We start from the raw sequence: 25483 nt of genomic DNA, 5'->3' as shown, positions 1-25483 counted from the left end.
GGCCGGAGCCATCGCCGGCCGGGATATTAAAAAAGTGTAGAAGGGTGTTAAATATATATTCATAATGAGTTCATTTTTAAGACAGGAGTAAATATAATGTCCAATGCAAAACTGGCAAAAGAATTTGAAAAAATAGTCGGAGCTGAAGGTGTTCTGCATACAGAAGCAGACCTGCATTCATACTCCTACGATTCAGCTGTTCTTGATCCTGCTGTTCCATCTCTTGTGATTAAGCCTACTACCACTGCACAGCTTGGACCGATTACAAAGCTTTGTAATGAAAACGGTCTTCCTTTAACTGTTCGCGGTGCTGGGACCAATCTTTCCGGTGGAACTATTCCTCATCCCGGTGGAATTGTAGTTTTGACCAACGGCCTTAATAAAATTTTAGAAATCAACGAAGAAGATCTTTATGCAGTAGTTGAGCCGGGTGTTGTTACAGCTCAATTTGCAGCAGAAGTCGCAAAACGCGGCCTTTTTTATCCTCCAGATCCAGGCAGTCAGGCTGTTTCCACACTCGGTGGTAACGTTGCTGAAAATGCTGGCGGTCTTCGCGGCCTTAAATACGGCGTTACTAAAGATTACGTTATGGGAATTGATTTCTTTGACGTTAACGGTGACCTCATCAAGGCCGGTTCACGCACAGTTAAATGTGTAACAGGTTACAACCTTGGCGGACTCATGGTTGCTTCTGAAGGCACTCTCGGTGTTTTCAGTAATATTATTTTCAAGCTTGTTCCTCCTCCTAAAGCTTCGAAAGCTATGATGGCTGTCTTTGACAATATTGATAAAGCCTCTGAAACAGTTTCTGCTATTATCGCAAATCATATCGTTCCCTGTACTCTCGAATTGCTTGATCATGTTACCATTAAATATGTTGAAGCTTTCACTAAAGCGGGTCTTCCAACCGAAGCTCAAGCTATTCTTTTGATCGAAGTTGATGGTCATCCTGCTGAAGTTGCTGATGATGCTCAAAAAATTGTTGATATTTGTAATAAAATAGGTGCTACCTCTGTTCGCGCGGCTGAAACAGCAGCAGAACGTGAAAGCCTCTGGTTTGCTCGTCGTAACGCACTTCCTGCTCTTGCACGCGCACGGCCTACAACAGTTCTTGAAGATGCAACTGTTCCCCGCAGTCAGATTCCTGCAATGATTCGCGGAGTTAATAAGATTGCTGAGAAGTATAACATTTCTATCGGAACTTTCGGACATGCCGGTGACGGTAATCTTCATCCGACAATTCTTTGTGATAAAAGAGATGAAGCTGAGTTCCATCGCGTAGAAGAAGCAGTTAATGAGATCTTTGATGTGGCGCTTTCTCTTAAAGGAACACTCTCCGGTGAACACGGAATCGGAATGGCCAAATCCAAATGGATGATAAAGGAAACTAATCAGGCAACTCTTGATTATTCTCTCCGTATGAAGAAAGCCATTGACCCTAAGGGTATTCTTAATCCCGGCAAAATCATTGAGGCTAGCTAAATGTCTGACGTCAAAAAATTAGCTCAACAACTTATGGAGCTGGACGACCAGATGGTCGCCTGTATGAAGTGCGGTATGTGTCAGGCTGTTTGTCCTGTCTTTGCCGAAACTATGCAGGAAGCTGATGTTACTCGCGGTAAGATTGCTCTTCTTGAGAAGCTTGCTCATGAATTAGTTAAAGATCCTGATCAGGTTAACGAGAAGCTTAATAGATGTCTGCTTTGCGGGTCATGCGCTGCGAACTGTCCAAGTGGTGTTAATATCATGGACATCTTCATTAAGGCTCGTGTTATTGTAACAACCTATAAGGGGTTGTCTTCTGCTAAAAAGTTTATTTTTAAGGGACTTCTGACTCGTCCGAAATTGTTTAACTTTCTGACTGACATGAGCGCCAAGTTTCAGGGGCCTTTTGAGAAAGTCGCTGATGAAGCCGCCGGAACAGCAAGCTGTGCTCTTTTGAATCCGTTGCTTGGTGAGCGTCATTTTATGCCGCTTGCAAAGCGTCCGTTCAGAAAAGATTATCCCAGCGCTGATACTCCTCGCGGCACAAGCGGCCTTAAAGTTGCTTTTTTCCCGGGATGTGTCGTTGATAAAATGTATCCTCATGTAGGACATGCCGCAATGGATGTTCTAAAGTATCATGGTGTGGGTGTTTTTCTGCCTAAGGGACAGGCATGTTGCGGAATCCCGACTCTGGCTTCCGGAGATCAGGAATCATTCATCACGCTCATGAAACAGAATATAAAAGCTTTTGAAGAAGGCAACTTTGATTATCTTGTTACTCCATGTGCAACTTGTACTTCAACTATTAAAGAAACATGGATTAAGATGATCGAGGATGAGAATCTTGTCTTTATAGAAAAAGTTAAAGATCTAGCTGACAAGACTATGGATATCACTGAATTTTTAGTTGATGTTGTGGGAGTGACCTTACCTGCAGAACCTAAGAAAAGTGACAGGATTGTGACGTATCACGATCCTTGTCATCTTGCAAAATCTCTTGGAGTTACTGAGCAGCCCCGTGCATTGCTTAAAAAAAGTGATAAATATGAGTTTAAAGAGATGAATGAAGCCAACCGTTGCTGTGGTTGCGGTGGTAGTTTCAATCTATTCCATTACGATTTATCGAAAAGTATAGGTCAGCGTAAAGCTGATAATGTAAGAGCCGTCGGTGCAGAAGTTGTTGCCACCTCATGTCCTGCATGTATGATGCAACTTGGTGACATGCTTTCGCAGTCCGGTGGTGGAATTGAAGTACGGCATGTGTTAGAAATTTATGCCGATGCAATAAAAAAATAGTGTAAAATGGTCCAGATCGTAATTACGGTCTGGACTACTTTACGAAAAACCGCTTTTATGTAAGCGGTTGGTTTTTTAGCGGGTAGTAGGAAAGTAAAGTTACTTCCGGCCCGTTTGGTTATCAATTTGAACAGCGTGGGATTTGTCTGATCCGGAAACCAGATATCCAACCTCCCCGCACGTCAAACAGGAGTTTTTTAGTGTCTATAAATTTGTATATTACAGCCACCGAAGAGAAAAGCGGAAAATCTGCAATCGCTTTGGGCGTAATGCAATTGTTACTTAGAGACATACAGAATGTCGCTATTTTCAGGCCTATTATTAATGATAATCAGACAGGTTCCCGCGACCATGATATCAATCTTTTAATGAATTATTTTAATCTTGATATCAGTTATGAAGATACTTACGCTTACACTCTTAAAGAGGCTAGAGAGCTTATCAACAACGGCAAGCACTCACTGTTACTCGAAAATATTCTGAATAAATACAGTAAGCTTGAAGAAAAATTTGATTTTGTTCTCTGTGAAGGAACCGATTTTCAGGGTAAAGACCAGAATTTTGAATTTGATATCAATGCGGAGATCGCCGCCAACCTCAGTTGTCCTGTTTTGCTTGTTGCAAACGGCAGAGGAAAAACAACAGAAGATATCATTGCTTCGACTCAGCTCGTAATTGATGCTTTGGAAGACAAGGGTGTAGACACCGTGGCTGCTGTAATCAATAGAATTACAGCTCCGCCTTCTGAAATGGCTGAAATTCTTTCCAGCATCAAATGTAAAACAAGATGTGCACAAGAGTTGCTCGTTTACGGTATTGCAGAAGATGAAAGTCTCGGTAACCCCAGCATGAATGATGTGCGCAAATGGCTCGACGCTTCTGTTCTTTATGGACACGGAAGACTTGATACTCTCGTAGACGACTATGTAATCGCCGCAATGCGCATTGGTAACTTCCTTGAGTATATTGAAGCCGGAAGCTTGATTATCACTCCCGGTGACCGTTCAGATATCATTTTGAGCAGTCTTGCATCCAGATTATCCACTTCTTTCCCTGATATTTCCGGGATTCTTCTTACCGGTGGGTTGCAGCCAAGTGCCAGCGTGCACAGGTTGATTGAAGGGTGGACCGGTGTACCGATTCCTATTCTGTCGGTAGATACCAATACTTATCGTACTACTCAGGTTCTTAGCGAACTCTACGGACGCATTGACCCTGAAGATCAGCGTAAAACTGCTTCCGCTCTGGGAACTTTTGAATCGCATGTTAATATTGATGAACTCAGACAGCGTCTTGTTTCTACAAAATCTGACAAAGTTACTCCTAAGATGTTTGAGTATAAGCTGGTTCAGAAGGCAAAAGCTAATAAGCAAATTATTGTCCTTCCTGAAGGAACAGCTGAAAGAGTTCTTCGTGCCGCTGATATGCTTACCCGTCGCGGTGTAGCTGATATCGTTCTGCTTGGTAAAGCTGATGAAGTCGGTTCCAAGATTTCTGCACTCGGTCTTGATATGCACAATGTCAGAATACTTGATCCTGAATCTTCTCCGCAGTTTGAAAGCTATTGCGAAATTTATTTTAAGCTTCGCGAACACAAAGGTATCCGCATGTCGGATGCCAGAGACAGAATGCTGGACCCAACTTACTTCGGTTCCATGATGGTCTATACGGGTGATGCAGATGGAATGGTTTCAGGCTCTGTTACTACAACTGCGCAGACAATTCGTCCCGCATTTGAGTTTATCAAGACAAAGCCCGGAGCTTCTATTGTATCCAGTGTTTTCCTGATGTGCCTGAAGGACCGCGTTCTTGTATTCGGAGACTGCGCGGTTAACCCTAATCCTAATGCAGAACAGCTTGCAGAAATTGCTCTCAGTTCCGCTCAGACCGCTCGTATTTTCGGTGTAGAGCCGAGAATTGCGTTACTTTCATACTCAACAGGACAGTCTGGTAAAGGTGCTGATGTTGAAAAAGTTAAGGAAGCCGTCCGTATTGCAAAAGAGCGTGCTCCTGACCTGCTGATTGAAGGGCCTTTGCAGTATGATGCTGCAATTGATCCTTCGGTAGCTAAAACAAAACTTCCGGACAGTCAGGTGGCAGGACGAGCAACAGTGTTCATCTTCCCTGATCTAAATACCGGAAATAATACTTATAAAGCAGTGCAGCGTTCAGCTGAACAGTCCGTTGCAATCGGACCTATTCTGCAGGGACTTAACAAACCGGTAAACGACCTTTCCAGAGGTTGTACGGTTCCCGATATTGTAAACACCGTAGCGATAACCGCAATTCAAGCACAGGCAGAAAAGGGACTTATTTAATGAAAATATTAGTAATCAACGCTGGAAGCTCATCAATTAAATATCAACTTCTTGATATGACTTCAGGCAATCCTCTTGCTTCCGGCATTGTCGAACGTATCGGCGAAGAGATGGGCAGTCTTACTCACAAAGCATTTCTTGGAACTCCTAAAGAGTTTAAAGAAGCTATTGAATGTGCATTTCCTACACATAAAGAAGGAATGCATGAGGTAGTTCGCCTTTTAACCGACCCTGAAAAAGGTGTTATTAAAGATAGTTCAGAAATAGCCGGTATCGGTCATAGAATCGTGCACGGCGGAGAACTTTTTTCTAAGCCTGTTGAAGTCGATGCAGATGTACTTCAGGGAATCAGAGACGTTATTCCTTTGGCTCCTTTGCACAATCCAGGACATGTTATCGGGATTGAAGTTGCAACGGAATTGTTCCCCGGAGTAAGACAGGTTGTAGTGTTTGACACTGCTTTCCATCAGACAATGGAACCTAAAGCATTCATGTACGGTATCCCTTACGAATATTACGAAGAGTTTGGTCTTCGTCGTTACGGAGCACATGGAACTTCACATAAATATGTAGCTCGCGAAGCTGCTAAAGTTCTCGGTAAACCTCTTGAAGAGTGCAATCTTGTTACTGTTCATTTGGGTAACGGAGCTTCTCTTTCCGCTGTTAAAAACGGAAAATGTATCGATACTTCAATGGGACTGACACCTCTTGGCGGGATCATAATGGGAACCCGTTGTGGAGATCTTGATCCAGCTATTGTCGGTTTTATTTCTGAGAAAAAGGGCATGAGTGCAGCTGAAGTTGTAACAATGTTTACCAATGAAAGCGGCTTGAAGGGTATTTGCGGTTCCAATGATCTTCGCGATATCCATTCCCGTATTGAAAAGGGTGATGAGCGTGCAGAATTGGCTCTTGAAATGGCAACTCTTAGAGTACGTCAGTTTATAGGTTCTTATTTCTTCGAACTTGGCAAAGTTGATGCTATCGTCTTCACTGCCGGAATCGGTGAGAATGATCCTGAATACAGAGCTAGAACCTGTTCAGATCTCGAAAATTTCGGAATTATCATGGATTCTGACAAAAACTGGAACTGGGATAGAACTCCATCAGCAATCAGTGCCGATGATAGTCCTGTAAAAGTTTTTGTTATAGCGACAAATGAAGAGCTTGAAATTGCTAACGACACTGTTGCAGTTCTTGGATTGTAGCAGATAGTTACTAGGATAAATTCGGTTCGGGGAGTGGAAGTTTCCGTGCCGGAATAAAAGGATGGTTTGGGTCGTTCCTGTTATGGAACGACCCGAAGAAATGTACCCAGATCAGACTGTGTAAGGGCTGAAGTAACTGTATTCGAGTGGAAGTCGAAGCGGTATTACACTGGGAATTACCAACGAATATTGCATTAAAGAGTTTACCCCTTTGACCGTGGAGAAAAAATGGCAGTCAATAGCGAAAATGTCAAACTTTTCACTGAAAAGGCCGGATTAGTGTCGGCCATAGTTTCAGAAGTGTCTTCTTTAGACGAAGCTTTCCAGTACACAATAGACCTTTGCGGCAAAAAAGAAGCTTGTAAATTACTTGTTTCCGGTTGTGAAGAAGGTCTTTCCGCTAAAGCCGGTGCTCTTTGTGAGACCAAGACCGGAAAAACTATAGCCGCGCCCGCCCTCAATAAAAAACAGTTTTCATCATTAGGCAAATTCTGTTCTGAGAATGGTTTTGACCTTTTGAAAGATGGTCTTCGTAATTATCTAGGTGGAATTGATATCGGTTTTACCGTTGTCGACCATGGAATTGCGGAAACCGGAACTCTTGTACTTAAGTCCCGCAGTGAAGAATTAAGAATTGCTACAATGATCAGTGAAGTTCATGTCGCTGTACTTCCAAAGTCTAAGATCGTCGGTACTTCTTATGAACTGGAATCATTCTTGGAAGAGTGTATGCGCGCTGCTGATTATACAGCGTTTATCACTGGTGCCAGCCGAACTGCTGATATTGAGCGAGTGCTTGCTATTGGAGTGCACGGCCCACTCGAACTTCATATTCTTCTTCTGGAGGACAAATAATGCAGGATGCCAAAAATTTTAAAGAGTACAAAGGCCAAGTTAGAGAAGCTTTAGGTAATGATTTCCTGCGGACTGCTATGGATAATTTCGCCATTGCTTACCGCACAAGCAGAGCGAATGCTTTTAAAGAAATTGATGATAAAGCTTTGATAAAAGATATTGCAAAAGCGAAAGCTTGTTCTACTGCAAATATAGACGAACTTTTTGTTAAGTTTAAAGAAGAAGCTGAAAAAAATGGTGCAGTTGTTCATTTGGCTGCAACAGCTAAAGAAGCGAATGAAATTATCGGTCGTATTGCTCAGGAAGAAAAATGTACAAAGATTGTTAAGTCTAAATCCATGACGGCTGAGGAAACACTTCTCAATCATCATTTGGAAGATCTCAATCTGGATGTTGTTGAAACTGACCTCGGTGAGTGGATTATTCAGTTGCGTCATGAAGGCCCGAGTCACATGGTTATGCCTGCGATTCATCTTTCCCGCCATCAGGTCAGCGAGACTTTTACTGAAGCTACTGGCAAAAAGCAGGATGATGATATTCAGAAGCTTGTTAAAGTTGCCCGCCGAGAACTTCGCCAGAAATTTACTGAAGCTGATATGGGTATTTCCGGTTGTAACTTTGCAATTGCAGAGACTGGAACCATTGGTATTGTAACCAATGAAGGTAACGCCAGATTGGTTACCACTTTACCTAGAGTTCATGTTGCTCTGATGGGGCTTGATAAGCTTACACCTAATTTACATGACGCATTACGCGTTCTCAGAGCTTTGCCTCGGAATGCTACAGGGCAGGCGATCACTTCTTATGTTACCTGGATCACCGGGTCTAACGAGTGTGCCGTGGCTGAGGATGACAGGAAGAAAGTGCACTTCGTGTTTTTGGACAATGGAAGACGCGCTCTCGCTAAAGACCCGGTGTTCGCTGAAGTTCTTCAATGCGTTCGTTGCGGAGCATGTGCCAATGTCTGTCCTGTTTATCGCATGGTCGGCGGCCACAAGATGGGCCATATTTATATAGGGGCTATCGGCCTCATTCTCACTTACTTCTTCCACGGAACGGATAAAGCTAAAAACCTTGTTCAGAACTGTATCAACTGTGGTGCATGTAAGGAAATCTGTGCAGGCGGTATTGATCTTCCTGCTCTGATTAAAGAAATTCATGCCCGAATTCAGGACGAAGAAGGGCATCCGCTTACTTCTGCTCTGCTGGGCAAGATGATGAAAAACCGTAAACTGTTTCACAAATTTCTGCGTATAGCAAAATATGCTCAGAAACCTGTGGCAGGCAATGACGGTTTCCTTCGCCATCTGCCTATGATTTTTGCTCCTGATCATGACTTCAGATCATTACCGGTGGTTGCTGAAGTTCCTTTCCGCGATATGTGGTCTAAAGTTAAGCCTGCGAAGATTGCAAATCCAAAACACAAAGTCGCGATTTTCTCCGGCTGTGTTCAAGATTTCGTTTACCCTGAGCAGTCTGTAGCCACCGTGGAAAGTATGCGCGGTAAGGATATTGCTCTTGAATTCCCTATGGATCAGTCTTGTTGCGGTCTTCCATTGCAGATGATGGGAGAAAAACAAGCGTGCAGAGACGTAGCAATTCAGAATATGGAAGCTTTTGAAAATTCAGATTGTGAATATATTCTGACCATGTGTGCTTCTTGTGCGTCACATCTCAAACATAATTATCCGAAAATGCTTGGCCATGATCCTAAATATGCAATTCGTGTTCAAGAATTTGCAGACAAGGTTATCGATTACAGTTCCTTTATGAACGATGTGGTCGGAATTAAAGAAGAAGACTTCCTTGATTCAAAGGGTAAAAAAGTTACTTATCATGCTCCTTGTCACCTTTGCAGAGGATTGGACGTAAAAGCCGCTCCTCGTGAGTTGATGGTTAAAGCAGGACTCGACTACGTAGAATGTGCTGAAGAAGAAGTATGTTGCGGATTCGGAGGAACTTACTCAGTTAAGTTCCCTAAAATATCTGAACAGTTGCTTTCTAAGAAAATGCACAACGTAGAAGAAACTGGTGCAGCTGTTCTGCTTACCGATTGCCCCGGTTGTGTTATGCAGCTTCGCGGCGGTGCTAAGAAGAAAGGCCTTGATATAGAAGTCCGTCATGTTGCGGAACTTTTATCCGAGCGCAGAAAATAGTTAAATGGTAGAATCAGCTGTCTCGCATAAGGCGTGACAGCTGATTCTGTTTAAATATTTATCGTCGCGGCATGTAAACAGCATTGCCTCCATGTCCGGTACCTTCACCTCGCAACTGAAAATATATCGGTTACTTGCCGCACAATCCAGGCTTTTCCATTCGCTCGCCCGGTGGAAAAGCCTTTTTTTGAATCTAATTTTTTAGAATGATTGTCTATATAGTTTAATTCTTGCTTGTGAAAGGAGAGTGCTATGTTTAAAAATTTATCGATTGGCGGCAGATTTTTTGTACTGTTGCTGGTGATGTTTTTGTTTCTAATTCTTAGTGGAACGATGTTTATGATGCAAAATCAGGAACTTGCTGACTACGGAATGAGTGAGATTCAAAAAGTCATGTTCCAAGAGGAGAAAGGCAAAATTGAGGTTGCGACTAAAACGATTGCACTTTCTCTCGGAGAAGAACTGAAAGACGTTCATGATCAGGATGATAAAGTTGAATTTATAAGAAAAGCAGTTGATAAAATCAGGTTCGAAAAAGACAAGTCAGGATATTTCTTTGTATACAGGGGTACTGTTAACGTTGCACTGCCTACGAAAAAAGCTGTTCAGGGTAAAGATTTAAAGAACGCCAAGGATAAAAATGGTGTATATTTTGTTCAGGATCTTGCACGTGCAGCTCTAAGTGGCGGCGGATTTGTTTCTTACGTTTTTGATAAGCCTGGTAAAGGGATTCAGCCTAAACTCGGCTACGCAGAAATGATACCCGGCACGGATATGTGGATTGGAACAGGGGTTTACATTGATAATATCGATGAAGTTAAAGCCCGGATCAATGGTGAGATGATAAGCAATGCTAAGTCCGGTACTATTAAGATTGGGATAATAGTCGGGGCTGTTTTAATTTTTTTAGTTTTACCACTTTGTCTGTATATGATCCGGACGATTGTTCGTCCTTTGCATGAATCGACTGAAGCTGCCAGTAAAGTTGCTTCAGGTGATCTTGATGTAAAGCTTAATCCGCAGGGACGAAATGAAATTTCTACTTTGCAAAGTGCTTTAAATTCAATGGTTGTCACTTTGTCGTCTAATCTTGAAAATATAAAAGCGAAAAGTGCGGAGGCTGAAGAGCAGACCCGTGTTGCCAAGTTGGCCGCTAAGCAAGCAGATGAAGCGCTTCGTCAGGCCGAAGGGGCTAAGAAAGAAGGTATGCAGACTGCTGCGGATAAACTTGAGTCTGTTTTAAAAAATATAGTTGATATTTCTAAAAATGTTGAACAGAGCACTGAAGAAATAATGACCGGAAGTGATTTTCAGAAACAGCGCATAGCAGAAACTGCCACAGCAATGGAAGAGATGACAGCGACTGTTCTTGAAGTTGCTCAGAATGCTTCTGAAACGAACAAAGACACGGAACAAACAAGAAATAAAGCTACCGAAGGACATCAAGTTGTTCAAAGGACCATTGAGTCGATGCTGGGTATTCAAAAGCAGACTAATGATCTTGAAGAACTTATGGATAAGCTTAATACTCAATCAACTGATATCGGAAAGGTTATCGGCGTAATTAATGACATTGCCGATCAGACAAATCTATTGGCTCTTAATGCTGCAATTGAAGCTGCCAGAGCAGGGGAAGCCGGTCGAGGTTTTGCGGTTGTTGCTGATGAAGTCCGCAAGCTCGCAGAAAAAACAATCGGTGCAACAGATGAAGTTGAAAAGAGCATTGCTTTGATTCAGAGCCTCGCAAAACAGAATATATCGGGTATGCAGAGCGCTGTTAAAGCGATTAGCGGTGCTACCGAGTATTCAAGGACGTCTGGTGATGTTCTTGCTGAAATTGTTGAGCTTGCAGGAAATGCTGCGGGGCAGGTTCAGTCCATTGCCACAGCCGCAGAGGAGCAGTCGGCAACATCGGAAGAGATTAATCGCAGTATCGCCGAAATAGATTCTATGACTGAAGATAATGCGAAAAACAGTATGCGTGCTGCAGAGGGCGCAAAAGATCTCTCCGGTGAGGTTGATGCGCTTGTTGCTCTGGTTGAAGAACTACGTAGATAATAAATTTATTAATGATTGTGTGTTATTGGGGTTTTATGCCGATTTAACCGGCATTACAAATAATTAGGCAAAGGAGAAAGTAATGATTAAGCATATCGTTATGTGGACGTTGAAGGATGAAGCTGAAGGTGGAACTGCTGTTCAAAATGGGCTGAAAATTAAAGAAATTCTTGAAAATCTGGCTGGAAAGATCGAAACCCTTAAACATATTGAAGTAAGTGTAGACGTTTTCGAAGCATCTCCGGCCTGCAATGTTGTACTTTATTCCGAATTTGATACAAAAGAAGATCTTGATGGTTATCAGATTCATCCTTTGCATCAGGAATGTGTTGCTTTTGTCAAACAGGTCGCATCATCCCGAAGTGTTATTGATTACGTGATATAGTAACTCCATAATTATTATTTTTAGAGAGCTGGAAGTTTAACTACTTCCAGCTCTTTTTTTTGTTTCAACTTTTTTTACAAAATACTTTTATTAAAATTATATGTCGTGTATATTGGGATTAGGTTTTAGTAACTGGTTCAGGAATTGTCTTCTGAATTGATGCGTTCAATGTGTGTAATATCTTATAGGGGAGGATCCTATGTTTAAAAATTTATCAATCGGATCCAGATTTTTCTTTTTGTTAGCTCTGATGGTTCTATTTTTGATTGTAACCGGAGTGCTTTTTTTAGGAGCTATCCGCGATATTACGGCATATGGCGTAAGCGAGACTGAAAAGGTCATGCTTGCAGATCAGAAAGATAAGATACATGTAGCTACTAAGAGCATGGCCCTTTCTATTGGTGAAGAGTTAAAGGCTATTACGGGTGAAGACGCGAAGCTAAAGTTTATACGTAATGCTTTGGACCCGATCAGATATGAAAAGGACAATTCCGGGTACTTTTTTGTATATAAGGGTACTGTAAATATGGTTATGCCTACCAAGAAGTCCTTACAAGGACAGGATCTTGGCGGGCTCAAGGATGATAAGGGTCTTTTGTTTGTTCAGGAACTAGATAATGTTGCACACGATGGTGGTGGTTTTGTTACCTATGATTTTGATAAACCTGGAGCTGGGATTCAGCCGAAGGTTAGTTATGCACAGATGATTCCCGGAACTGATATGTGGATAGGAACCGGTGTTTATATTGATAATATTGATCGTGAAAAGGCTCGTATCAGTGGTGCTATGAATGAAAGTGCAGATTCTATTACTATGAAGATTCTGCTCGGAGCCGGCGGAGTTTTTCTCATTTTCATATTACCTTTAAGTCTCTATCTTATAAGAACAATTGTAACACCTTTACGTGAATCAACCGAAGCTGCAACATCTGTAGCTGAAGGTAACCTTGATGTAAGTCTTGATCCGCAGGGTAGAAATGAAATTTCCACGCTGCAACAAGCTTTGAATTCAATGGTTTCTACTTTGTCTCAGAATATTGAGAGTATTAAGCTAAAGGAAGCAGAAGCTCAGGAAGCAACTAAGATTGCTCAGAAGGCTGCAGCTGAAGCTCAGGAAGCAACTAAGCGTGCGGAAGGGGCAAAGAAGGAAGGTATGCTGGCTGCTGCTGAAAAGTTGCAGGCCGTTATTGATCGTGTTTCTACAATTACTGATGAAGTTACCGCCAGCGCTGAAGAAATTCTGAGGGGAAGTGAATTCCAGAAGCAGAGAGTGGCCGAGACTGCAACAGCAATGGAAGAAATGAATGTTACTGTTCTTGAAGTTGCCCGAAATGCTTCCGAAACAAGTGAAAGCTCTGAGATGTCTATGGAAAAGGCCGGTGAAGGCGCTGAAATGGTTCAAGATACTATTGTTGCTATGACGGACATTCAGGATAGAACAGCTAATCTCAAGGAAACAATGGAACAACTCGGCAGGCAGTCTGTTGAAATCGGAAATGTACTTGGTGTCATTAATGATATTGCCGATCAGACAAACCTTCTTGCTCTGAATGCTGCTATCGAAGCAGCAAGGGCCGGAGATGCCGGAAGGGGATTCGCAGTTGTCGCCGATGAAGTACGTAAGCTTGCAGAAAAGACAATTGGTGCAACAGAAGAAGTTGAAAGCAGCATCAATTCTATTCAGCAGTTGGCGCGCGAAAATGTTAAGGGCATGGATGCAACAGTCAGTGCTGTTGAAAAGGCCACTGACCTTTCTCGCACTTCAGGAAATATGCTTACTGAAATTGTTGAATTGGCTAGGAATTCAGCGGATCAGGTTCGCTCTATTGCAACAGCCGCGGAGGAGCAGTCTGCAACTTCTGAAGAGATTAATCGTAGCGTCGGAGAAATTGATTCCATGACTGAAGAAAATTCCAGAAACAGTCAAAAGGCATCTGATGGAACCCGTAATTTGTCGGAAGAAGTTCGAGAATTGCTTGATCTGGTTGAAGAATTAAGGCGTGGCGACTAATACGTTTTTGCTGAAAGCATTATTTAATCAGCTTCTACAAAAAAAATCAAGGCCGGGACCGTAAAAGGCTCGGCCCTTTTTTATTATTTACAGGCCATTTGGGCGGAGGTTTTTGTGAGTTACAAACAATTGTCAATTGCTCGAGAGTTTCTGTCAAAAGAATTGAATTTACATCCTGATAAATTGGATGAATTTATAAAAGAAGTAGCTGATTCTTTGCGTTTGCAACTGGATAAACTGGATGAATCAATTGATAATGGCGATTTCGAGTCAATAATTATCCATGCGGATACGCTTAAAGAAAGTCTTGGCAAATTAGGGCTGGTAGATATGAGTTTGGTTGCTGATAATATCGGAAAAGACGCTAAAAGTACTACGCCTCTATATTTAGGATGTTCTTTTATGCGGCTTAAAAAAGAGTTGTCATGTCTATTTTAATTATAAAATTTAATCGTAAAAATAAGGCCCGGCAGAAATATCTGTCGGGCCTTATTTTTTTATGTGTTTAAAAACCTTACAGCTCGGCTTTCCGACCAGAGCTGTTTTTCTTGCGGTAAGTCTGTGAAACCGACATGCCCGCCATATTGGGGTATTTGAAGGGAAAGGTAACTGTTGTTCTGAGCTTCTTCAATGGGGTAGCATTCAGGCGCTAAAAAAGGATCATCTTGCGCGTTTATAATAAGCGTAGGGATTTTAATCCGATGTAAAAACTGTTTGCATGATGCTTTGCTGTAGTAATCGGAAGCGTCTTTAAAGTCATTAAGCGGTGCGGTATATTTGTTGTCGAAATCTATAAGATTTTTAACGGATGACAGTGCTTCAAGCGGAAAGAGAGTCGGAAATAGTCTGTTTTTGGTGATGACCTTTTTTTTGAGCGATCGTAAAAAATACTGGCTGTAAATGAAGTTTGATTTTTTACAAAGTTGTTGTGCTGCTGAAGTAAGATCGCATGGAACGGATATTCCTATTGCCCGTGTAACATTTTCAGGAACTTGTTCGGGATTTTCACCTAAGTACTTTAGAACCTGATTTCCACCCATACTGAATCCGATAAGAGCCGCGTCATCATAGATGCCGTGGTTTAATCCGTATTGCAGAACTGTGTTGATGTCTTGGGTGTCGCCGCTGTGGTACATTTGCGGCCTTCTGTTCATTTCTTTGCTGCATCCTCGAAAATTGTAGGTGATGCAATCCCATCCGGAAAGAACCATGGCTCGTGCCATTCCAAGCACATAGTGTCGTCTTGAATTGCCTTCAAGCCCGTGCGCAATTACAGCCAGTCTTGTGCTGCCGGCCAGATGCCAGTCGATGTCCAGAAAATCTCCGTCAGGAGTGTTGATTCTTCTTCTTATAACAGGAGGGAGATTAACTTTTCGGAAAAGTCTCGGGAAAATTGTTTGAAGATGGCCGGACTGGAGAGGAAATTTAGGTTTATAGGGTGGGGGCTGCAATAAGGGCATTTGGTAAAAATATCCGTCCTTGGCTTACGTTTGCAAACCGGATTTTGATGTTTGTTAAATAATAAACGACACTATTCAAATCAGAGTATACCTTGGATTGTTTACTGTCAAAACTAGAAATGAGGATTTCGTGATTATTTATGCTTAATTTTTTTTATTGAAGCAAAAGCTTAAGCCCGATGAGGATCAGAATAATGCCGCCAACCAGTTCTGCGATATGACTGTAGCGCGAAGCTTTGGAGAATTTTTTGCCAATTTGCATCCCTATTGCTGTTAATACAAAGGCTGTAATACCAATTAAAACAGATGGCATGGCAATGGGATAGTTCATAATCGAAAAGGACAACCCGACAGCAAGAGCATCAAGGCTTGTAGCAATTGACAGGAAAATAAGTGAAAATCCTTTCGTCGGGTCTTTTTTTGTGTCGCACGATTCGTCCTGCTGAAACGAGTCATAAATCATTTTCCCGCCCACAAATGAGAGCAGAACAAATGAAATCCAGGGAGCGTATGTCTCCACCATGGCTTTTACAGTAAGACCTGCAGCCCAGCCTATCACCGGCATGAGGGCTTGAAAAAGGCCAAAATGAAACGCGAGTCTGAAAGTATGGCGTTTTGTAACTTCAGGCATGCAGAGACCGCATGCAACCGCTATGGTAAAGGCATCCATGGCAAGAGCTATGGATATGATTATTATTTCATATAAGGTCATAAGTCTTTTTTGTTTTTAAGATTCGAGTTTATGATTGTCACTTCTGAAAAGGTCTACATAGGAAGGCTTGATTTGTTAAGTAAATATTAAACGATTTTGTGGCGGATATGGATTAATTTTGATTTATAAAAATGATATTTTATTTAAAATATTGAGGATATATTATTAGTAGGTTATTAAAAAATAATAATTTTAAGATTCTGTTAGCCAACTTTTGTGTTGTGTATTTATTATATAGTAGGCTATTGAAGTGCCCTTCGTTATTATAAAATATTTTTTTTATGGGGGAAAATAAATGTCTGACTGGATGAAATATATTACAGATAGAGATCATTGCAAGAAACGTTTGTACGAACGGTTTGGAAATTATTTAAGTTATTTAAAAAAGCCTACTAGTTTATATTATAGATATATTGCTGGGGAAAAATCTGTAGAGTTGTGCAAAACTCCGGAAATTAAAAGAATTGCAGAAACCGTTAGTAGTTATTCTGGTGATTATGAAAAGTATAAAGACTTCAATAGATATTTCAAAATAAATTTACGACGAATTTATTCATTGGGTCTGCATAAGGGAGAAAAATTAGAGATATTAGATATAGGCTCCGGGGCGGGTTTTTTTTCTTATTTAGCTAAATCTTTCGGGCATAATCCGCAGGGATTAGACCTTGATTCTGTTGGTATTTTTAATATTTTGATTAAGGAATTTAATATTCCCCGATGGATATATAGAATTGAGCCTCAAACTCATATTCCTTATGAAACAAAGAAATTTGATTTAATCGTTTGTTATGCAATTTGTTTTCATAATGCTGGAACATACAATTGGTCGTCAGAAGATTGGAATTTCTTTTTAAACGATATCAAAAAATATTATGCAAAGCCCGGTGCCCGGATGCATTTATGGTTTAATAATTATCCACACGGAGATTATGAGGATATCAAACAAAAGGTTGCACAAACAGATTTTAAGATGAAGTTAGGACACAAAACGATTGATATCTTTTTTTAATATAAGTTAATTTTGTAGGATTTTTATGAATATCCGTAACTCTCAAGGTAAGAGACTTACGGATATTCTTTTGTGTTTTAATAAATTTTAAATTCCAGGAACCGGAAAATTTGAGCAGAAAGATTCAATCTCGTGTTTAGTATGTCTCGCCAGTTCTAATTTATCTGGATTTTTCAGAGTCTTTATCATCCAGCCTGCAAGTTGAACCATATCCTTTTCTTTCATACCGCGAGTTGTGGCGGCGGGGGTTCCGATTCTGATCCCACTCGGTTTCAGCGGAGGATTTGGGTCGTCTGGGATAATTTGTTTATTGGTTGTGATAGACACCGAATCAAGAAGTTCTTCTGCTACTTTACCGTTTATACCAAAGCTTTTTTCCGTATCAATAACCATCATGTGGTTATCAGTGCCACCCGTGACAAGGCTTACTCCGGATTTTGTGAGTTCTGTTGCAAGTGTTTTTGCATTATTAAGGATTTGCAATCCATATTTATGAAAATCAAGTTCTGCTGCTTTTTTCAAAGTGATAGCTATTCCGGCAATAGTGTTCATATGCGGGCCACCTTGTAAACCGGGGAAAACTGCTTTATCGATTTTCGACGCAAACTCTTTTTTACACAAAATGATTCCGCCGCGCGGCCCCCTGAGCGACTTGTGGGAAGTGGTTGTAACTATGTCGAAGCCGAAATCAAAAGGGTTCAGCATGACATCAGCTGCAACCAGTCCTCCATAATGTGAGGCGTCGGTCATCGTTATGGCACCGACTTCATCCGCGATTTTTTTGAATGAAGCATAATCAAGATCTCGTGGATATGAAGTATAACCGCATAAAATCATTTTAGGTTTATGCTTTAGAGCTGTCTTGCGGAGTTCTTCGAAATCAATGCTTCCATCGACAGGATCGGTTTTATAGCGGATAAAATTGAACAATTTACCCATAAAGGAAACAGGCGCACCGTGAGTCAGGTGCCCACCGTGGGAAAGGTCCATTGCCAGAATGGTATCGCCGGGTTCGAGAAGGCCGAGGTATACAGCCTGATTCATGGGCGAACCGGAGAGCGGCTGTACATTGGCGTGTTCACATCTGAAAACTTCTTTGGCTCTTTCGCGGGCAATATTCTCGATTTTATCGGTAAATTCTTGACCGCCGTAGTAGCGTTTACTTGGATAACCCTCAGAATATTTGTTGGTAAAAACACTACCTAATGCACAAAGAACTTCGGGATAAGTATAGTTTTCGGAAGGAATAAGTTCGATGCCGACTCGTTGTCTGCGTTCTTCACCCTCGAGGGCGGAAAAAATGTCGGGGTCGGAATTTTTGAGAAGGTCACGGTAATAATTCATGGGCAACTCCTTTGTTTGTTCCCTTGTTAAGGGGAAAGGATGCACGTCGTGTGACGTGGCCCAGGCGAGCGGCAGAAAGCAGATTCCGTGTTTCCTCGTGGTTTATTCCACTTAAGATCGCCAGTTGCACGGAATGATATAATTAAACAGCAGGCTTAAAAACTATCAACAGAATTTTATCCTGTAAACAATTTTTAAGCCTGCAATTTATTATGCTTCGCCTAATTTGTATCTGATGCGTAAAACGCCATCGTCAAAACTGTGTGAAACCATCTTGAATTCGCCAATTTCGCTGGTGTTATCAACATGTTCACCAATACAAGGGCAGGTGTCAAAGTCTCCGATTTTAATGACTCTTACGCTGTCCACTCCGTCAGGGAGTCTTTCCAGATTATATTTTTCTTCAGCTTCTTCAAGGGTGATCAGGTCGTCGGTGACAGGAAGTTTAGCAGAAATTGCTGCATTAACAGTCATTTCAATTTCTCTGGCTTCTTCGTCAGTCATGCCGCGTTTGTATTTATAATCACATTTAGATTTTTTTTTATTAATATGTGCGCTGAAACAACGACCGCAGTTGAATTTGCGATCCATTGCTGAATTCAGCATATGTTCCGCAGAGTGCATTCTTGGCTGATAATCTTTTGCCATGATAAAATCCTTCTACTAACTAGCTGTTAGTTTGTACTTTTTATGTGATGAGTAAATATTCATTAATGATGGAGAGATAAAGCAAGTGTGATTTTTTTGCTTTCACCGGATATTCAACAGGTCAAGATACTATTTAAAATAGGGTGGTATTACAAGTTGAATTATTTTTATTTTTTAAATTAGATTCGCGTGGGATCAGAAGGCTGGGCAAAGAGAAATCGGAGGCGCTGACAGCGTGTGCGCCTCCGTATTCTCTTTTACAGGGAGGAAGAAAACAGATCTTCTGCAATGTTTATGGGCATTGCAGAGGGAGGTAGAACCCGTCTCTTCATGTTCATTTAAGGGGATGCCCTTTTAGAAATATAAAATCTTATTAAAATGACTGAGTTTGTTCGAAAGAAGGAATCTGTATGTTCGAACTAAGAAGATGTGTATACGAATTTAAAAAAAGTGTCAAAAAAAAGATAATAATAAAATTAAGATGTACTCTTGAAGTGGTCAACAAGCGCCTTGCTAAGCCCATTCAGCAAAGGAGTATCCACACTCCAGGACTGCCAATACATTGGAACTAATACACGTACGTCGGGAAGCAGATCTATAAGCTTTCCGGATTTTAGGTCGTCGTAAACCTGAGCCTCGGCAACCATGCCGTATGCAAATTCGCGGCGGATGGCTTCCACAAACGGTTCTGATGAGGGTACATAAAAAATGGGATGGGTGACGGTTGTTTTAGGGAAAACGATATTCAGTAGCCGGCCATGTGCCTCATCTTTGCGATTGAATATGGCAGCCGGAGCTTTGGAAGCATTCTTCAAAGTAAATCCGTCCTTAAACCACTTGTCCCGGAATGAAGGAGTGCAAACGCATAAATATTCTAAGGTTGCGAGGTATTCTTTCTTACAGCTTTTCAGTGTCTTAGAACCGGTACCGATACATCCGACTACTTCCCCTCGTTTAAGTAATTCATGAGTCTGGTTTTCGTCGTCAATATAGATATCAAGAAGCACCCGATTTTCATGTAAAAAATCATCCAGCGCGTCAAATAGCCATGTTGCCAGACTGTCCGCATTCACACCAAGCGGTATTATAATAAAATCATCGGGATGATTAAGTCCTGTTTCATCCGCCAATTCATGTTCCATAAGCCGTACTTGCCGCAAATGTTTTATCAGTTTGCGTCCTGCTTCCGTGGGTTCCGGTGGAACTGAGCGAACTATCAGCACTTGGCCTGATTGTTCTTCAAGGTTTCTTATGCGCTGAGATACCGCCGATTGAGTAAGGTTCAGCTTGGCGGATGCTTTATCGAATCCGCCTTCCTCTATTACCGCAGTGAGAGCTTCCAGAAATTTATAATCGAGCATGTCATCAATATAAGCAAAATTAATAACAAATGAAAATATTTAATTTTACTAATTCAGATTGAATGTTTAAGATCGCTTCAACTTAAACAACGGAGATAATAAATGTCTATGATTCTACCATATATGCAGGGATTCGGGACCGGGGCAGGGCTGATTGTTGCTATTGGTGCTCAGAATGCCTTTGTACTGACTCAGAGCATCAAAAAGAATCATCATCTCAAAGTTTGTTTGGTGTGTGCGCTGTGCGACGCGGTGTTGATTACACTTGGTGTGCTTGGAACAGGGGATATTGTCGCTTCTCATCCTATGCTGCTTAAACCGGCCGCGTGGGGCGGGGCTGCATTTCTTGTGTGGTACGGCTTTGGATCTTTCCGGTCAGCAATAAAGGGCGGCAAACTTGAAAGTGAGGAGGAGACTGTCTCGGGAGTCCGCCCAATTATTATGCTGACTCTTGCGATAACCTTACTCAACCCGCATGTATACTTGGATACGGTCGTCATGCTTGGTTCCATCAGCGGCCAGTATTCAGGCGAAGCTCGATATTTCTTCGGTTTTGGAGCAGTGACAGCATCATTTATCTGGTTTTACACCCTTGGATTTGGAGGCCGCGCATTAGCTCCTCTATTTAAAAAGCCTGTGACTTGGCGCATACTGGATAGTGTTGTAGGTGTGACTATGTGGGCGATAGCGTTTAGTCTCGGTGCAAAAGCGATGAGTGTGTAGGGACAATAAACAATTATAAGATAATTCATTTCCACATTCCGTAAAATGAGCTAAAACAAAAAGAATATTCATAGTGCGGATGCTCCGTCATGAACATTAGTGATGACTAACAAAAAGGAGTTCATATGAAAAAACTTTTGTTTAAAATCGGCATTTTTGCAGTTTTTCTAGCAACTTTGTTTATTTTTTCGGCGCAGCCTTCTTTTGCTGATGTGTCGAAAAAGACAGCTCCTTACCGGGTGGGCAAGTGGCTGCCTTCTGATCAGCAAATATTGAATGACTGGCGGGCTGATATTATCAGTCAGACGGATGGTTCGGGCAAAGTTGCTTTGCTTCCTGTTATTCAGGAATTTAAAGATTTGATTGAGAGCGACCCGGAACTTTTCATGCTCTTTACTGAAATGTTCAAGCAGGTTCCCCTTAAGCCGCCTTATGACAAAGATCCTACCGGCAAACCGCAGGTCAGAGATTATAACCATATGCTGCAACTTATAAACGCCATTATGACGCGTGCTCCTGAATTTAACAAAACAGGGCTGGTTGGATTCCCGATCAATGCTATTTTAGACTGGCCTATGGGAACTTCTGCCGGGACTGCTGCTTTTTTGAATGATAAGGTCAACCGGCAGCTTAAGAAAATTTTGACTCAGTGGGCTGTATTTCTTGGTTCACCGGATTCACGTTACGTTTTGAGTGCTGATTCTAAAAATGGCTGGTTCGGACGTGATGCAAAAAAAGCTATGCCGACTTTTGTAAAGGACTTTATTTGCGATCCGAAGAAACCGTATTACGGTTTTACTTCATGGGATGATTTTTTTACACGTGTTTTTCGTGAAGGCCGCCGTCCAGTGGCAGACCCTGACGATGATAATGTCATAAGTAATTCCTGTGAATCCGCACCGTATAGACTTGTTGAAAATGTGAAGTTGCGCGATAATTTCTGGATTAAAGCGCAGCCTTATTCCCTTACACATATGATGGGGGATGAGGAACTTGCCAAGCAGTTTGCCGGAGGAACAGTCTATCAGGCTTTTTTGAGTGCTCTCAGCTACCACCGCTGGCATAGCCCTGTGAGTGGTAAAATCGTGAAAGTTCAGAATATAGACGGTTCATATTACGCAGAAGCTCAGAGTCTGGGTTTTGATCCTTCCGGTCCTAATGAATCTCAAGGATATATTACGCAGGTTGCTGCCAGAGCTTTGCTCCTGATAGAAGCTGACAATCCGGATATCGGCTTGATGGGAGTAATGTTTGTCGGCATGGCAGAGGTCTCATCTAATGAAGTTACTGTCTATGAAGGGCAGCATGTGAAAAAGGGTGATGAGCTGGGTATGTTCCATTTTGGAGGTTCAACTCATACTCTTATTTTCAGGCCGGGTGTGAAACTTGATTTTGATTTGCACGGTCAGAAACCGGGACTGCATTCTAGTAATATTCCTGTAAGATCAAAAATTGCGACGGTTAAGAAGACGAAGAAGTAATACATAATAAAAAAGGGTTTACATCGTACTTGATGTAAACCCTTTTTTTTTAGTGGTGTTCTTTGAATTCTTGGATTCTTTATCTTCTAATAGTTTCCGACACGTCGAGCAGTCGCTCTCTGACTGTGAACATATAGCGAGCCATCTTGCCCCGGTGGTCAGCGAACATAGAATCTTCTTTGCCGCGCAAGACAACCGCAGGGTTGAATGTGCAGATCTTGTTCATGGCTGCCATAGCTTCCTCAAGGTTCTGAGTTCCGCCCTTGTCCACATTGGTAATCTTTTCAGGATACAGTTCTTGCAGCACGGTGATTACATCACGAAGAACCAACGTCATGCCTTGCGCGAAGTACACACGGTCATCCAGTTCAGACCCCGTCAGAGAATCTCCAGGTGCAGAGAGCCAGCCCAGTGGAACATCAATAAAGTTTTTGGAAAGGATGAAGGTCAACATTTCATAAATCTCGCTGGCCTTGATGTTGACGATAGCACGGGTATCTTTCTTTTGCTTGCCGGCCACTTTCATACCAATCAGCTTATCGGCGTATTTGTGGACGTTAGCCACACCGTCATCATATGCGGAAGAGGAAGACCTCTCGAAGAATCCCCACGTCCGGGGACCGTAGGTGAAGTCACGCTCACGAGCTTCTTGCATCCATGGATTTTCAGGGTCCATGGAACCGTACTTTGCCATGGTGGTGGAGAAAAATTTCTGCAAAAGAGTTGTAGCTGTGAGAACTCCAAGCTTACGATTGACCGCATTATCGAAATGAGATTTGGGATTCACAAACAAATACTGGGGGGTCCACCCATCAGCCAGTTCGGCTTCCAATCGGGAAACAATTGCTAGAACAAGAACCCGGCCTTTCAAATTCTCAAGCTCTTCTTTGCTCGAATCAGAGGCATCCGGGTTGTTGAAGGCAGGATGAGCCTTAACCTCTACGATCTCCGTACGGACAGGGGAGGATATTTCAGGCCACTCAGTAGTGGAGAACATATATCCCATTCCAGAATATGCCCACCAAAGTCCCCACAGGACCAAGGGAATAAAGAAGGCCAACACTTTGCCACTAGTCGGGACCATTTTATGTAATTTTTTTATAATGCTCATAATAATACCTATTTTTTTTGTTATTCATACGTTCATCTTTTCTTTAATCATTCTAACTATCTTGAATTCAAATCGCAAGTGTAACTGAAACAAACTTTGCATATAAGATAAGCGGCGTTACCTAGAGCTTCTCCCAGCAGTTAAGTTAGAGGAGTATAAATGAGTTATTATACAATGCATACTGGAGAAGAAAGATATCAGAATTATGCATTAAAGACAGCAGATCATGTTTAAGTAAAAAACCTTAAATTACTGATGCTTATAAAACACTGTAAAGTTAGCAAGAAGTTGTATGTTTGTTTTGTAGATAGAGATAATGGTTGGTTACTTAAACAAGAAAAGGCTTAATCTTACGATTAAGCCTTTTCTATTAAACTATATGGTTGCGGGGGCAGGATTTGAACCTACGACCTTCGGGTTATGAGCCCGACGAGCTACCAAACTGCTCCACCCCGCGTCACTGAGAATGCTTCTACACATTCTGGTATTTGCTGTCAACTGAAATTTTGACATTTGCAAATTATTTCAAATATTATCAGGTCCTTAAATAATAACGTCCATGTTAGAAGTGGACTTAACCCTGAAAAAAAAGAACCCGTCATAAGATCAGGTTCATCTCAGAATATATGTGGTTGCGGGGGCAGGATTTGAACCTACGACCTTCGGGTTATGAGCCCGACGAGCTACCAAACTGCTCCACCCCGCGTCACTGTGAAAAGGGAACTACATGCTCAGGTATAAGGTGTCAACTAAAAGAATGACGGTCTTAAATGATTTCTTATAACATATGTCTGCCTATGGCGACAACAAGTACACCTGCCAGCATCGCAATAAAAACATTTTTGGTTTTGAATGCGACTGCAATGGTTATCAAACCGCCCGTAAACCCTACAATTCCTTCTGAAAAAAAACCGGGAGCAGCAAGAGATATGAGTATAGTTCCGGGGAGGGCGGTTAAGGCTCTTCCTGTGCGTCCTCCGGTGGGTAGATACCCGGCAAGAAGCAATCCTCCGGCGCGCATTAAATATGTTGCCAGCGAGGCGAGTCCTATTGCGAGAAAAGCATTTTCAGAGGTTAAAGAGATCAAGCTTTCTCCCTTTGTGGAGCTGTGAAAGCAGCACATGCTGCTCCTGATATGCCGCCCACCAGTATGTACCATTTGCCGGGCACGAAGTGTTCGGTGAGAACTGAGGCTGTTATGGCAACTATCCATGGGAGTACATCCTGTCTACCTTGCCAGAGGGAAACAGCCAGAGCGGTGAATACTGCTGTGAATGCGAAATCCAGAGCAAGTACTTGCGGGTCGGGTATAATTCCTCCCAGAGACATGCCCGCCATGGTTCCGCAGCTCCAGACCAGCATCAGAAACATTCCGCCTCCGAGGAGGTGGAAAATGTCAGCTTGGCCTTTGCGCGCTGCAACCATGGTCATAGCCCAGTTTTCGTCGGCCACAAAATGCATGATGCTCATCCGGCGCAGCAATCCTTGTCCGGCAAATAAATCTTTAAGCGAGGCTGCAATGAGTATGTAGCGCATGTTTACAATTGTTGCTGCGATAGCCATTTCCGTTAGGGGGAGCGGGTCCGCCCACATGTCCACCATTACGAATTGGGCAGATCCAGCAAACATGAAAACATTAAGTGCCATTATATAGGTCCAGGCAATGGATTTTTGTGCAGCTAGAACGCCGAGTACACAGCTGTATGCAATAACGCTGGGTGTAAGAGGTATATTCGCTCGGACTCCCTTAATAAAGCCGTTCATTCTTATCTCCCTTTTTCGAAAAAAAATTGATCGGCTGGGGCAAGGTGGTGCTTATCTCACATTTATGATGAGTTCAAATTTTGTGGTGTGTCGTTTTT

Annotated in this window: 21 protein-coding genes, 2 tRNA genes and 1 riboswitch; of the genes, 13 read left to right on the top strand and 10 right to left on the bottom strand. The window is 42.1% G+C overall.

From position 1 onward, the window contains the following. Positions 1-96: 96 nt before the first annotated feature. The 10 genes from JEY82_RS05325 (at position 97) to JEY82_RS05280 (ending at position 14210) form a co-directional block, all read left to right on the top strand. A complete protein-coding gene (locus JEY82_RS05325; protein WP_304083414.1) occupies positions 97-1482 on the top strand; it encodes an FAD-linked oxidase C-terminal domain-containing protein in 1386 nt (461 codons plus the stop codon). Next, positions 1483-2781 carry a (Fe-S)-binding protein gene (locus JEY82_RS05320; protein WP_304083411.1) on the top strand — a complete coding sequence of 433 codons (1299 nt, stop codon included), beginning with the start codon at positions 1483-1485 and terminating at the stop codon, positions 2779-2781. A 200-nt stretch (positions 2782-2981) separates the two neighbouring features. Next, complete coding sequence (gene pta, locus JEY82_RS05315) at positions 2982-5099, top strand: phosphate acetyltransferase (protein ID WP_304083409.1); 2118 nt, start codon at positions 2982-2984, stop codon at positions 5097-5099. Further along, positions 5099-6307, top strand: coding sequence for an acetate kinase (locus JEY82_RS05310; protein WP_304083406.1), 1209 nt, complete (start codon positions 5099-5101; stop codon positions 6305-6307). Before pta ends, JEY82_RS05310 begins: the two co-directional genes overlap by 1 nt. Positions 6308-6535: 228 nt before the next feature. Continuing rightward, positions 6536-7162: a lactate utilization protein gene (locus tag JEY82_RS05305; RefSeq protein WP_304083404.1), complete on the top strand. Its 627-nt coding sequence runs from the start codon at positions 6536-6538 to the stop codon at positions 7160-7162. Next, positions 7162-9318 (top strand): L-lactate dehydrogenase (quinone) large subunit LdhH, encoded by a 2157-nt coding sequence (ldhH, locus tag JEY82_RS05300; RefSeq protein ID WP_304083402.1) that lies wholly within the window; start codon positions 7162-7164, stop codon positions 9316-9318. The genes JEY82_RS05305 and ldhH overlap by 1 nt, the downstream gene beginning before the upstream one ends. A 252-nt stretch (positions 9319-9570) precedes the next feature. Then, the gene (locus tag JEY82_RS05295; RefSeq protein ID WP_304083399.1) at positions 9571-11376 is read left to right on the top strand and encodes a methyl-accepting chemotaxis protein; all 1806 of its coding nucleotides are present in this window, start codon (positions 9571-9573) and stop codon (positions 11374-11376) included. Between the two features lie 82 nt (positions 11377-11458). After that, the gene (locus JEY82_RS05290) at positions 11459-11761 is read left to right on the top strand and encodes a Dabb family protein (protein ID WP_304083396.1); all 303 of its coding nucleotides are present in this window, start codon (positions 11459-11461) and stop codon (positions 11759-11761) included. Between the two features lie 199 nt (positions 11762-11960). Continuing rightward, the gene (locus JEY82_RS05285) at positions 11961-13772 is read left to right on the top strand and encodes a methyl-accepting chemotaxis protein (protein WP_304083393.1); all 1812 of its coding nucleotides are present in this window, start codon (positions 11961-11963) and stop codon (positions 13770-13772) included. A 114-nt stretch (positions 13773-13886) separates the two neighbouring features. Beyond that, positions 13887-14210, top strand: a complete 324-nt coding sequence (locus tag JEY82_RS05280) for a phosphotransferase (RefSeq protein ID WP_304083392.1) — start codon at positions 13887-13889, stop codon at positions 14208-14210. Between the two features lie 59 nt (positions 14211-14269). On the opposite strand, the gene JEY82_RS05275 is transcribed toward JEY82_RS05280, so the two are convergent. Both JEY82_RS05275 and JEY82_RS05270 read right to left on the bottom strand, forming a co-directional pair. Further along, positions 14270-15232 carry a YheT family hydrolase gene (locus JEY82_RS05275; protein ID WP_304083389.1) on the bottom strand — a complete coding sequence of 321 codons (963 nt, stop codon included), beginning with the start codon at positions 15230-15232 and terminating at the stop codon, positions 14270-14272. Between the two features lie 154 nt (positions 15233-15386). After that, positions 15387-15944, bottom strand: a complete 558-nt coding sequence (locus JEY82_RS05270; RefSeq protein ID WP_304083386.1) for a manganese efflux pump MntP family protein — start codon at positions 15942-15944, stop codon at positions 15387-15389. A gap of 295 nt (positions 15945-16239) precedes the next feature. Between JEY82_RS05270 and JEY82_RS05265 the strand changes: the two genes are divergently transcribed. After that, a complete protein-coding gene (locus JEY82_RS05265) occupies positions 16240-16953 on the top strand; it encodes a class I SAM-dependent methyltransferase (protein WP_304083384.1) in 714 nt (237 codons plus the stop codon). Positions 16954-17040: 87 nt separating this feature from the next. Here the strand turns inward: JEY82_RS05265 and glyA are convergent, their stop codons facing one another. The 3 genes from glyA to JEY82_RS05250 all read right to left on the bottom strand — a co-directional run bounded on the left by glyA (position 17041) and on the right by JEY82_RS05250 (position 20306). Continuing rightward, complete coding sequence (gene glyA, locus JEY82_RS05260; RefSeq protein ID WP_304083381.1) at positions 17041-18297, bottom strand: serine hydroxymethyltransferase; 1257 nt, start codon at positions 18295-18297, stop codon at positions 17041-17043. A gap of 51 nt (positions 18298-18348) precedes the next feature. Further along, positions 18349-18435, bottom strand: a riboswitch (ZMP/ZTP riboswitch). A 72-nt stretch (positions 18436-18507) separates the two neighbouring features. After that, positions 18508-18945 (bottom strand): hypothetical protein, encoded by a 438-nt coding sequence (locus JEY82_RS05255; RefSeq protein WP_304083378.1) that lies wholly within the window; start codon positions 18943-18945, stop codon positions 18508-18510. Between the two features lie 476 nt (positions 18946-19421). Further along, positions 19422-20306 carry a LysR family transcriptional regulator ArgP gene (locus tag JEY82_RS05250; protein ID WP_304083375.1) on the bottom strand — a complete coding sequence of 295 codons (885 nt, stop codon included), beginning with the start codon at positions 20304-20306 and terminating at the stop codon, positions 19422-19424. Positions 20307-20408: 102 nt separating this feature from the next. On the opposite strand from JEY82_RS05250, the gene JEY82_RS05245 reads away from it, so the two are divergent. Beyond that, positions 20409-21029 (top strand): LysE/ArgO family amino acid transporter, encoded by a 621-nt coding sequence (locus JEY82_RS05245; protein WP_304083372.1) that lies wholly within the window; start codon positions 20409-20411, stop codon positions 21027-21029. A gap of 125 nt (positions 21030-21154) precedes the next feature. Beyond that, positions 21155-22510, top strand: coding sequence for a phosphatidylserine decarboxylase family protein (locus JEY82_RS05240; RefSeq protein WP_304083368.1), 1356 nt, complete (start codon positions 21155-21157; stop codon positions 22508-22510). A gap of 79 nt (positions 22511-22589) precedes the next feature. Here JEY82_RS05240 and JEY82_RS05235 read toward each other — a convergent pair whose 3' ends face one another. The 5 genes from JEY82_RS05235 to JEY82_RS05215 form a co-directional block, all read right to left on the bottom strand. After that, complete coding sequence (locus JEY82_RS05235) at positions 22590-23621, bottom strand: hypothetical protein (protein ID WP_304083366.1); 1032 nt, start codon at positions 23619-23621, stop codon at positions 22590-22592. A 380-nt stretch (positions 23622-24001) separates the two neighbouring features. Further along, positions 24002-24078: transfer RNA gene (locus JEY82_RS05230), tRNA-Met, on the bottom strand. Positions 24079-24250: 172 nt separating this feature from the next. Further along, a tRNA-Met gene (locus JEY82_RS05225) sits at positions 24251-24327 on the bottom strand. A gap of 72 nt (positions 24328-24399) precedes the next feature. Continuing rightward, positions 24400-24708 (bottom strand): AzlD family protein, encoded by a 309-nt coding sequence (locus JEY82_RS05220; RefSeq protein WP_304083363.1) that lies wholly within the window; start codon positions 24706-24708, stop codon positions 24400-24402. Further along, a complete protein-coding gene (locus JEY82_RS05215) occupies positions 24705-25385 on the bottom strand; it encodes an AzlC family ABC transporter permease (RefSeq protein WP_304083361.1) in 681 nt (226 codons plus the stop codon). Before JEY82_RS05215 ends, JEY82_RS05220 begins: the two co-directional genes overlap by 4 nt. Positions 25386-25483 lie beyond the last annotated feature (98 nt).

The sequence above is a fragment of the Maridesulfovibrio ferrireducens genome (assembly GCF_016342405.1).
GTDB lineage: Bacteria > Desulfobacterota > Desulfovibrionia > Desulfovibrionales > Desulfovibrionaceae > Maridesulfovibrio > Maridesulfovibrio ferrireducens_A.
Note: the sequence above shows the minus strand (reverse complement) of the source record. Positions and strands in the feature narration are given on the sequence as shown.

Coding starts and splice junctions, on each gene's coding strand:
- JEY82_RS05325 (WP_304083414.1), top strand. CDS start 97: ATGTCCAATGCAAAACTGGCAAAAGAATTTGAAAAAATAGTCGGAGCT.
- JEY82_RS05320 (WP_304083411.1), top strand. CDS start 1,483: ATGTCTGACGTCAAAAAATTAGCTCAACAACTTATGGAGCTGGACGAC.
- JEY82_RS05310 (WP_304083406.1), top strand. CDS start 5,099: ATGAAAATATTAGTAATCAACGCTGGAAGCTCATCAATTAAATATCAA.
- JEY82_RS05305 (WP_304083404.1), top strand. CDS start 6,536: ATGGCAGTCAATAGCGAAAATGTCAAACTTTTCACTGAAAAGGCCGGA.
- ldhH (WP_304083402.1), top strand. CDS start 7,162: ATGCAGGATGCCAAAAATTTTAAAGAGTACAAAGGCCAAGTTAGAGAA.
- JEY82_RS05295 (WP_304083399.1), top strand. CDS start 9,571: ATGTTTAAAAATTTATCGATTGGCGGCAGATTTTTTGTACTGTTGCTG.
- JEY82_RS05290 (WP_304083396.1), top strand. CDS start 11,459: ATGATTAAGCATATCGTTATGTGGACGTTGAAGGATGAAGCTGAAGGT.
- JEY82_RS05285 (WP_304083393.1), top strand. CDS start 11,961: ATGTTTAAAAATTTATCAATCGGATCCAGATTTTTCTTTTTGTTAGCT.
- JEY82_RS05275 (WP_304083389.1), bottom strand. CDS start 15,232: ATGCCCTTATTGCAGCCCCCACCCTATAAACCTAAATTTCCTCTCCAG.
- JEY82_RS05270 (WP_304083386.1), bottom strand. CDS start 15,944: ATGACCTTATATGAAATAATAATCATATCCATAGCTCTTGCCATGGAT.
- JEY82_RS05265 (WP_304083384.1), top strand. CDS start 16,240: ATGTCTGACTGGATGAAATATATTACAGATAGAGATCATTGCAAGAAA.
- glyA (WP_304083381.1), bottom strand. CDS start 18,297: ATGAATTATTACCGTGACCTTCTCAAAAATTCCGACCCCGACATTTTT.
- JEY82_RS05255 (WP_304083378.1), bottom strand. CDS start 18,945: ATGGCAAAAGATTATCAGCCAAGAATGCACTCTGCGGAACATATGCTG.
- JEY82_RS05250 (WP_304083375.1), bottom strand. CDS start 20,306: ATGCTCGATTATAAATTTCTGGAAGCTCTCACTGCGGTAATAGAGGAA.
- JEY82_RS05245 (WP_304083372.1), top strand. CDS start 20,409: ATGTCTATGATTCTACCATATATGCAGGGATTCGGGACCGGGGCAGGG.
- JEY82_RS05240 (WP_304083368.1), top strand. CDS start 21,155: ATGAAAAAACTTTTGTTTAAAATCGGCATTTTTGCAGTTTTTCTAGCA.
- JEY82_RS05235 (WP_304083366.1), bottom strand. CDS start 23,621: ATGAGCATTATAAAAAAATTACATAAAATGGTCCCGACTAGTGGCAAA.
- JEY82_RS05215 (WP_304083361.1), bottom strand. CDS start 25,385: ATGAACGGCTTTATTAAGGGAGTCCGAGCGAATATACCTCTTACACCC.